Genomic DNA, 9,694 nt, shown 5'->3' with positions numbered 1-9,694 from the left:
GTCGTGGCCGTCACGGTCACCTTGTACTCGCCCGTCCGGGTCGGGAAGCCGGAGATCGTCTTCGTCGGGGCGTAATACGTCACGCCGTCCGGAAGGCCATCCACCGTCACGTCGAGATCAGGCGCGCCCTCCACATCCAGGTCGATCGAATACTTCGAACCGGCCACGGCATCCTGCAGGGACGCCGTATTGATCGTCGGCTGGGTCGCCACATACAGCGTGAACGTCTTCGACGCCGGCTTGTCGCCCACCTGGTTGTCGGCCTCCACCGTCACCTGGTACGAGCCGACCTTATCGGCCGCCACCGTGCCGGAGATCTCGCCGTCCTGGAAGGACAGGCCCTCGGGCAGACCCGTGACAGTGACCGTCGCGGCCGGATAGCCCGTCGTCTCGATCTTCTGCTCGTACGCCTGGCCCGCCACGACCGGCGCCAGCGACTGCGTCGAGACCGCAGCCGGCTCGGACACCTTGATCGCGTACTGCTGGTCAGTGGAGCCCAGCTCGTTCGTCGCCGTCACCGTGAACTTGAGCTCGCCGCCCTTGCTCGGGGTGCCCGAGATCACGCCCGTCTTCGCATCAAGCGACAGGCCGGCCGGAAGATCCTTCGAAGCGAACGTCACGTCGAGGCCCTCGGCCACGACCTGCACGTCCTTGCCCTCCGTGGTCTTGTACTCCGACAGGGTCGAGCCGTCAGGCAGGGACTGGGTCTTGAACACCGGCTTCTCGTTCACGCGGATGCTCAGCGTCACCGACGCCGAACCCTCGGAGTTCTTCGCCGTGAACGTCACCGGATACACGCGCGGAGCCGCCGCCACGGTGCCCTTCACCGTATTCGTCTGCGTATCGAACGACAGGCCGTCCGGAAGCTTCGTGTAATCGATCTGCGGGGCCGGGGAGCCCGTCACCGTCAGCGGCAGGCTGTACTCGGAGCCCACCGTCGCCGGCTTCACGTCCTGCTGCGTCGTCGAGATCACCGGCGTGCCCTTGACAAGCAGGTGCAGGTCCCTGGACACCTTGCCGTAATCGTTGGACGCCTTCACGGTCACCGTGAACTCGCCCGCGACGGCAGGCTTGCCCTCGATCGCACCGGTCTCGGCGTTATACGCCAGGCCCTCGGGCAGGCCCGACACCTCGACCTTCGCGGCCGGGTAAGCGGCCACGTCGATCTTCTGCGAATAATCAACGGCATACGTCGCATCCGCCAGAGCCGCGGTGTTGACCACCGGGGCCGCGTTCACCGTCAGCGTCAGCTTCGTGCTCACCGCCGGATCCACGCCATTGGACGCGGCAACCGTCAGCTCGAACACGCCGGACTCGGTCGGCGTACCCGAAATCGTACCGGTCGCCGGATCATAGTCCAGGCCGGCGGGCAGGCCGGTCACGGACGACGAGGAAGCCGCCGGATTGCCCTTGAACGTCAGCTTCGCGCTATACGCGTCGCCGACCTTCGCCGGATCAAGCGCCGTCTGATCAAGCGACAGCGGGGAATCGACCGTCAGCGACGGGGTCAGCGTCAGCGTGCCACCCTCGTTCGTCAGCGTGATCTTCGGGGTGAACAAGCCGTATTCGGTCGGGGTGCCCGAAATCACACCCGTCTTCGCGTCAATCGACAGGCCCTTCGGAAGACCCTCGGCCGCAAACGTCGGGGTGGTGTAGCCGGTGGCGGCAACCGTGCAGTTGTACTCCGTGCCGATCTTGCCGGTGGGGAGTGCGGTCACATCGGAAGCCGGGGCCTCATACACATACATGGCGAAGGACTTCGTGGCGGTTCCCTTGGAATTCGTGGCAGTGAACTTCACCGTGAACTCGCCGCTCTTAGTCGGCGTACCGGAGATAACGCCGGTGGCCCTGTCAATCGTCAGGCCGTCAGGCAGACCCTCGGCGGTCACGCTGTCGAAGGGCCGCGGGGACACCTCGAGGGTGGCGTTGTAGCCGGTGTTCAGCATGGCGCCAGGCAGCGAGTCCGACACGATGGTGGGCTCGGTGATATCGGCCACAACCACATTGCCGTTCTCATCCGTGGTGTAGGCAGTGCCCTTGGCGAGGTACTTGGCGTCAGGAGCCGCGGCAAACTCACCACCGGAGATGGCGACCTCGGACGGCGCGGACGTAAGATCGCTGATGAGCTTGGTGCCGGCCTTGGTGAAGTCGCCTCCGGCGATCTTCAGCTTACCCTGCTCAACAGAGCTGCCTTCGGTCTTGCCCATGAGAACCACAGGCTTGGTGGAACCATCCTTGGCGATGAACGTTCCACCATTGATCGTGGCATCGTTCCAATTGAGGAGGTTGCCGGCATCACCGTTCTCAATGGTGCCGCCATTGATAACCATCGTACCCGCGGTATCGTTCTTGACGTACTTGCCGCCGCTGATGGTGCCGCCGTTCATAGTGAACGTAGCGGAGTCGCCCGGCTGATTGCCGGAATACCAACCGTTGTCGATGACGGAGGAGAATGCACCGGAATTCTCGATGGTGCCGCCGTTCATCGTGATCGTGCCATGGTTGAGCACTGTGTAATAGGAATTGCCGTTGGCACCTGCGTCAGTGCCGGCTTCCTTGGAACGCGTGAGCGTCACGCCGTTCTCGATGGTGGCGCCGCTGTTGCGATCCACGAACAGCGCGGCCTTGCCATGGCCGGTGTTGTCGACAACTCCGTTCTGCGTAGCCTCGGTGTTATTGGTCAGCGTGAGCTCGCCGCCATTATTCACCGTGACGGTGTGGTCGGTGGCATCGTTGGTGATCGAATGGCCGTTGAGGTCAAGCGTCACATCCTTGCCATTGACAACAACGCAGGCAGCAACCGCGTCGGCAGCGCAATCGATATCTCCGGTCAGCTCGATCACGCCAGGATCGGTGGCGGAGATAGCGCTGGTCAGCTCGGTCAGGCTCGACACCTGCGTGACATTCGTTGTTTCATTTGCATACGCCGGCAAGGCGAGAACGCCTGCCGAGCACGACACCACGGCCGCCACGAAAGCGCCGATAGTGCGGCTCACCACACGTTTTGTGGTGGCCCCCTTATTGGTAGTTCCCATTGGTCCTCCCTGATATCAATTCAGATACCCATTCCACGACTCCACTGTCGCGGAACTATCCCGTCGCGCACTGCGAAAAGTGATGGTGCTCCGATTACGCGATCACTGTCGGTTGACCCCAAGTCAACCTCCAGCCAAAACCCACTATACAACATGCTCGATTATTGGCAATTTCAAAATAAAACAAGCATTGTCCCGCAGATGAACAGGCCGTGTTTGCAAGGCGTTTCAGGCGGAGAAAGCAGTATCAAACAAAGCAGTATCAAACAGTGTCTGCGCATGGCTTGAAAGCGTTTTGAAACTGCGCCGTTCAGCGCATCGACGAGCATTCGACAAGGCAACGCAGAGCAATGGAAACACACGGTATTACCAATATGGTTGATGTTTCTCCAGGAGGCCCTTACCAAGGGACCAGCAATAAGGGATCGCGGCGATTTGTTTCACGTGAAACATAGAAAATAGATATATGTTTAATGTGAAACTATATGATAGAACTGAATGTTTCACACGAAACACTCATTAAGCATCACACAAAATGCCTGAAAATACAGGGTTTTCACAACTTGAATGCGCCGTCGCGAAAGCCGAGAACCTCACAAAAGGCGATGTATTGTTTAGAAAGTTCTGGTGATGTTTCACGTAAAACCTTCACTCAGAGGAATGATGTTTTATGTAAAACATCATTCCTCTGTACATGTTTCACGTAAAACGTTTGCTCCAACGGAATGAACATCGAGAGAAGGAGACCAATCGGCACAACAACCATAATGAGAGAACTTCCCCACAACCAACACCACTCCCCCACATACGCAAAGCCAAAAGCAGAGCCCCAGAGGAAGTCGCGCCGGAGCACAAAATCGTAGAACCGCGCAGCAGCTCCACGAGTACCTCAAAGAAGAAACTCCGAAGCACCTTGACAGGGATAATCGAGAGACTCTCCAAACGGAGAATTGACGAACGAAACTGTATTGTGGTCACAATACAGTTCAGGGAAAAAGAAAATCGCTTCACTTCAGGCGTGACTGAGTCTCACGCCGGCATAGAGTTGCGTCACGATATACAGGTGGCATCAATGTGTAGAAACACTCCAGACAAGCAGCACCACATGTTGCGAGGGCAGCATAGGTGCGTCATGGCAGGAGCAGCGCTCCACAACTTCGGCTAGAAACCAACTCCCCCACGGAATTGAACTATGGCGACACCATATTGGAGTCGCGCTACAACTAAGTATTCATAATCGGCGCACAAAACACCCGCTCTCCAGCGCGAATTCCTCTCACAGCCAAATGGTATCTGAGATAATGGTGAGGCATAGAGGAGGCACCATGTCCAATAATCCGTTCTCACAATCCACCGGAGCAAATCTGTTTTCGGAAAAGCCAACCACACGGATCTCTCTGTCATCGTTGAAGTCGCAGAACAATACGGCGAGCAACAAAGCGAACAATGCAGCAAACAACACTGTGGCCACGCCACAGACCAGCGCACGTCTGGAGAACGCCATTATCATCGGCTCGGGTCCGGCAGGGTATACCGCGGCAATCTATCTTGCCCGCGCAGGGTACCGCCCACTTCTGCTCACCGGAGAACTCGAACCAGGCGGGCAGTTGGTTAACACCACAGAGATCGAGAACTTCCCCGGCTTCCCTGATGGCATCGAAGGCCCCGACCTCATGGAACGGATGAAAGCCCAGGCCGTTCGCTTCGGAACACGACTCGAGGCGAAGGACGTGGCATCGGTTGCCTCGCACGCCACGGAGAAAACAGTGACCACATCGGACGGGAGCGCATACCGCGCTAAGGCCGTGATTATTACAACGGGGTCACACTACAATAAGCTCGGCGTTCCCGGCGAGGCCGAGTACTCCGGCCACGGCGTCAGCTACTGCGCAACATGCGACGGATTCTTCTTCAAAGACCGGCCCATTGTTGTGGTTGGCGGCGGCGACTCCGCCCTGACCGAAGCCTTGTACCTCGCTCGCTTCGGATCCAGCGTGACGATTATCCACCGTCGAGGCGAGTTCCGCGCATCGAAGGTTCTTGTTGATCGTGCTGCTGCAGAGAAAAACATCGAGTTCGTGATGAACGCCACGGTGCAGGAAGTTCTTGGCGACGGCACCTCCGCTACTGGAGTGGTGCTCCACCACACCGATACGGACTCCACATCAACTCTCGATGCCTCCGGAATTTTCGTCGCCATCGGCAGCTCTCCCAATACGGAGTTCCTGGCCGGCTCCCCCATTCTTGATGATCGCGGATTCATCACCGTCGACGGTGCCTCCACACGCACATCGGTTCCCGGCGTTTTTGCCGCAGGCGACGTGGTGGACGATACCTACCGCCAGGCAATTTCTGCTGCTGGCATGGGGTGCCGCGCCGCGCTCGACGCGCAGGCATGGCTCGAGAAATAACACACGATTTTCGTTCTGTTCCGAGCGACACCGGCTGCGAGGTTTCACATGAAACATCGCAGCCGTTTTGTTTGGTGCTAGTTTTACGTGAAACATTGACCGCAGCGCGTCAGCTTATTCCCGTTCCTCGACACGTTATTGCCACGTCCGAGCGCTGCCCCGCCGACGAAAAAGGCTTCCGAACTATCCCACAAGGAGCAAGCCGGAAGCCATAAAGAGGGAAGGAACCAGGAAGAATCAGCCAGCAATGAACGGATTAGTACCATCATCTCTACTCACACATCCGGTTGGCGAGTTATCGGATCCGTATGCTCTGGAGAAGCTGCCAAGCGGCCTACCCGAGCCGAACTCGCCCCGCCGTCGAGGGCGCAATCCCGCGTACCTTCACGTGCAATCGCGATGACGGAGGACGCCAGTGGATACAACCACGCCTCCCTCTCCCTCCCCATAACACTGTGATGGCTTACGGACCAAAAACACGATTTTCGCGCCCGAAATCCTCGAAAAATGTCCGCAAGCCATCACATTGTTCCCATGTTGTCGTCCGCCCGCGTCCCGTCGGACGGGGCCGTCCGGACACCACGTCCGGCTCACCCATGGATGTGTGACCACGCCGTACAGGTTATATAAGCGCGGACACCACGGAAAGAATCAAAAAAGGCTCCCGGCCCACCCTACAAAGAGGCAGGCCGGAAGCCCATGAAGAGAGAAGGAGACCGGAGGAAACGGAAGGGGAAATCAGAACGAATCAGGGCATGCTGTGATTGTAACCATCATACGGATTGCTGCCATTCGCCTCGCATTCTTCCATCGTTGCGCCGCATCCGCCGGACCAGCCTTTGCTGATGAAACCACTCGCGCTCGACCCGCCGCTCGTGCCCGTGTTTCCGCTGGCGGCCGGGGCGGGCGCGGAACCGGACACCGCGCCACCGCTCGGGGTCGGGCGGCTGGTGGAACCGGACGTGCCCGTCGCGGCGCGGCTCGTGCCGGTGGCCCGGCGCTGCTGCGCCTGCGCGGCGGCGGCTTGGGCGGCCTGCGCGGCGGCGGCATCATCCGCCTGCTTCTTGCTGATGCTGTCGTTAACGGACCCCATGGCCGCATCCAGGCCGGAGGAGGCCTGATCGAACGCGTCCGGGGCGCTCGTCTGGTCGTCCGCGATGCCCTGCGCGGCATTGATCACATCCGTCAGGGTGAAACGCGTCTGCGCGTCAGCCACATTCCCATCCGACGACTCCAGGAGGGCGCGCGCCTCCTGGATCTTCCCGTTCAGTGCGTCCACCCGATCCTGGCGTGCCTTCGCCGCCTGGGAGTCCGTGACGGCCTGCGCGGCGGACTGGATGTCCTGCGCGCCCTGCGTCCACGCGGCGCCCGCCGACTTCCACGAATCCGTGAGCGCGTCCAACGCATCCGCATCCATGTCCACGCGGCACGCGTCCGGCGACACCGCCGGCGACGTGCGCGCGGAGTTCAACGCGTCCAACACCGACGCGTCCGCGAGAGTCGCGGGATCCGTGGCGGCCACGGCCCCACTGTCCGCCACCGCGTTCTGATACGCCTCCAACGCCGTCTGCGCGTCGGACTGCGCCTTCGCGCACGCATCGTATGCCGCTTTTTGCGCCTCCCCCGCCGCGTGAGCCCAGGCAAGGGAATGCTGCCATGCACCGACACCGCAGACGGCGCCGAGCACAATGCCCACGCACACAGCAACACCAATCATCCAGCGACGATGGCGTGGTGAAGACACCCGACCACCTGATGTATCGTCTGCCGCGCTCGAAGCATAGAGATTAGAAGCATCGCCATTAACCATGTAAACCCCTATCGCCGATTTCTCTGATATATCCATTATCCGCCACAAACGCAGACAGCAACACATTCACACCCCGGTGAATACCAGATCACGTGAAAGAGCAGAGCATGGCATCGAAAGTATGAACACGAACGATGTTTCACATAAAACATGACCAGGTTACGCGAAACAAAGGAAACAAAGAGAACTTCACATACAGTCGTTTCCCGTGAAACATCCTTTGGCAGCACAATGAACCTGATGTTTCACGTAAAACAATAGTTTAACGTGAAACATCAGGTGAACAGGTGGAGGGAGCGGGATTCCGCAATCGAGTACAACGCTCATCCAGGGTCGGCAGACACATCACTGCCACTACTCCACACTGCTACTACTCCAGCGACACACATGTGCCTCAGATGGCAAACCCCCATCTACCACAGAGAGCAGCAACGCACTTTGGAGCGAGACCACATAAAGCCCGACCGACTCCATAACACCGGAAACAGAAACGTGCCTAACAGATCGGTATCGCAAAACTCTGCAGCAAGCCTCCCCGATGCGGAACAGAATCAGGCTACCGCAGAGAACACGAAATAAAAGTGAGGTCTGACTCCAGACATCGTTTTGGAGTCAGACCTCAGATTCATAGGTGTCCGATAAAGGAATTACGAGGCTACAGCCACCACATCACACCCAGCCATCATTTGTGGCCTTGGCCTGGTCGGCGCCGTTCATCAGTTGCATAATGCGATCGAAATCCTCCTCGGACGAGAAGGTGATCTCGATCTTGCCTTTTTGCTTCGAACCGTGGATCTCCACCTTGGTCTCAAAGCGATTCTCCAGGCTCTGCAGTGCCGGGGAGTCAGACCACACGCTCAGCCTCTTGCGGCGATGCTGTTTGCGCTCGGCACCATTCTTCAGCGCCACGATTTCCTCGGTGCTGCGAACGGAGAGTCCCTCTCCAATAATGCGCTCGGCCAGCGGCTCCATCTGAGATTCGTCGGTGAGCGCAAGAAGGGCACGCGCATGACCGGCCGACAACACACCAGCCGCGACCTTCTTCTGCACACTACCCGGCAGCTGGAGAAGTCGCAGCGTATTGGTGATCTGGGAGCGTGACTTTGACACCGACTTCGCCAGCTGGGCCTGGGTGATGTGAAAATCCTCCAGCATCTGCTCGTACGCCGCCGCCTCTTCCAAGGGGTTCAACGCCACACGATGCAGATTCTCCAGCACGGCATCACGCAACATATTCTCGTCAGCCGTGGTGCGCACGATGGCGGGGATGCGCTCCAACCCGGCCGCCTTCGCCGCACGCATCCGCCGCTCCCCCATGATCAGCTCATACGGAGCCTTCCAATTGTGGCGGGGCCGCACCACAATCGGCTCAAGCACACCGACTTCCTTTATAGATTCGCCCAGCTCATGCAACTCGTCTTCGTCGAAAATCGTTCGCGGCTGATGCTCGTTAGGGAGAATCTCGTCAAGACGCAGCTCAGTGTAATACGCACCTGAAATCGGAGCTGCACTGGATTCGCTCTGTGCAGCGTCAGTCGAAGCCGCGGTATCGGTTGTCGGCTGCCTGCTTTCAGATGCCCGTGACGCGACAACAGTGGGCGCGGCTGTGTTCTCGCGTGGGGTTTCGGTGCGAGCCGATGGAGTCTCGCCATTGGTTTGAGGCGTACTCTCCTTCGGCTTCTCGCTTGTGGTGTCGCTGAAGAACAGATCCGCCGGATGCAACGAATCAATCAGAGACGGAATATGCGGTCGATTATTCCTGTGTCCACCAGAATGCGATGCCGACTTGTTGCCCGCGTTCTTCTCGGCGCTTGCGTTCTTCTCGGACTCAGACCTCTGAGGAGCATCAGTGCTTGCGGGTGCCGACGAATTCTCCGACGATTCCGCAGCCTGGTTTCCATCCGATGCCTCTGCCTCGGACGGCTTCCCAGCTTCAGAAGTCGTGTCGGCATTGCTATTCAACGCCGACTCGGTAGCCTCTCCCGGTTCCTTCTTGGCCGTCGTCTCGGTCGTTGTCTCCGTGGTCGCCTCAGCCGTAGTCTCTGCCGTCGCCCCATCGGCCTGAGCCGGTTGCGCTGTAGCGGATGTTTCTCGTGAAACATCGGTTTCCCGTGAAACATTAGAATTAGATGCCCGCTCGGCACCTTCCGCCGTCTTATCAGCAGACTCCACCGGCGTCACAGGAGCGGCGCCGGCCTTCTTTTTATCGGCTTCATCATCCACCGGAAGCGCGGGAAACAGCGTTCCGATACCTCTACCCAAACGCGGATGCGAACTCATGTGTTTCTCCATTTCCTACCGAAATTTACCGGGGGATGCGCTTCAGTGTCTCTTCGGAACGGCACGCAATCTCATACGCCGCCTTGCGGTACGCCACGGCACCGATGCTGCGCGGACCGCACGCGATAACGCTCTGGCCATAGCTCGGCGCTTCGGAG

4 protein-coding genes are annotated in these 9,694 nt (G+C 59.0%); 1 reads left to right on the top strand and 3 read right to left on the bottom strand.

Features of this window, described 5'->3' with window-relative positions; translation table 11 throughout:
* Positions 1 to 3,035: putative Ig domain-containing protein (locus PSRA_RS08595; RefSeq protein WP_143516451.1), on the bottom strand; the 3,035-nt coding region annotated here is incomplete at its 3' end.
* A 1,325-nt stretch (positions 3,036 to 4,360) separates the two neighbouring features.
* Between PSRA_RS08595 and trxB the strand changes: the two genes are divergently transcribed.
* On the top strand, positions 4,361 to 5,446 hold the full coding sequence (trxB, locus tag PSRA_RS08590; RefSeq protein ID WP_094661486.1) for a thioredoxin-disulfide reductase: 1,086 nt from the start codon (positions 4,361 to 4,363) through the stop codon (positions 5,444 to 5,446).
* Positions 5,447 to 6,194: 748 nt separating this feature from the next.
* On the opposite strand, the gene PSRA_RS08585 is transcribed toward trxB, so the two are convergent.
* Both PSRA_RS08585 and PSRA_RS08580 read right to left on the bottom strand, forming a co-directional pair.
* Positions 6,195 to 7,163, bottom strand: a complete 969-nt coding sequence (locus PSRA_RS08585; RefSeq protein ID WP_143516449.1) for a hypothetical protein — start codon at positions 7,161 to 7,163, stop codon at positions 6,195 to 6,197.
* 762 nt (positions 7,164 to 7,925) lie between these two features.
* Positions 7,926 to 9,536: a ParB/RepB/Spo0J family partition protein gene (locus tag PSRA_RS08580; protein WP_094661484.1), complete on the bottom strand. Its 1,611-nt coding sequence runs from the start codon at positions 9,534 to 9,536 to the stop codon at positions 7,926 to 7,928.
* Between the last annotated feature and the right edge of the window lie 158 nt (positions 9,537 to 9,694).

The organism is Pseudoscardovia radai (assembly GCF_002259605.1).
In the GTDB taxonomy this organism is placed as follows: domain Bacteria; phylum Actinomycetota; class Actinomycetes; order Actinomycetales; family Bifidobacteriaceae; genus Pseudoscardovia; species Pseudoscardovia radai.
This window is presented reverse-complemented; position numbering and strand designations above follow the sequence as displayed.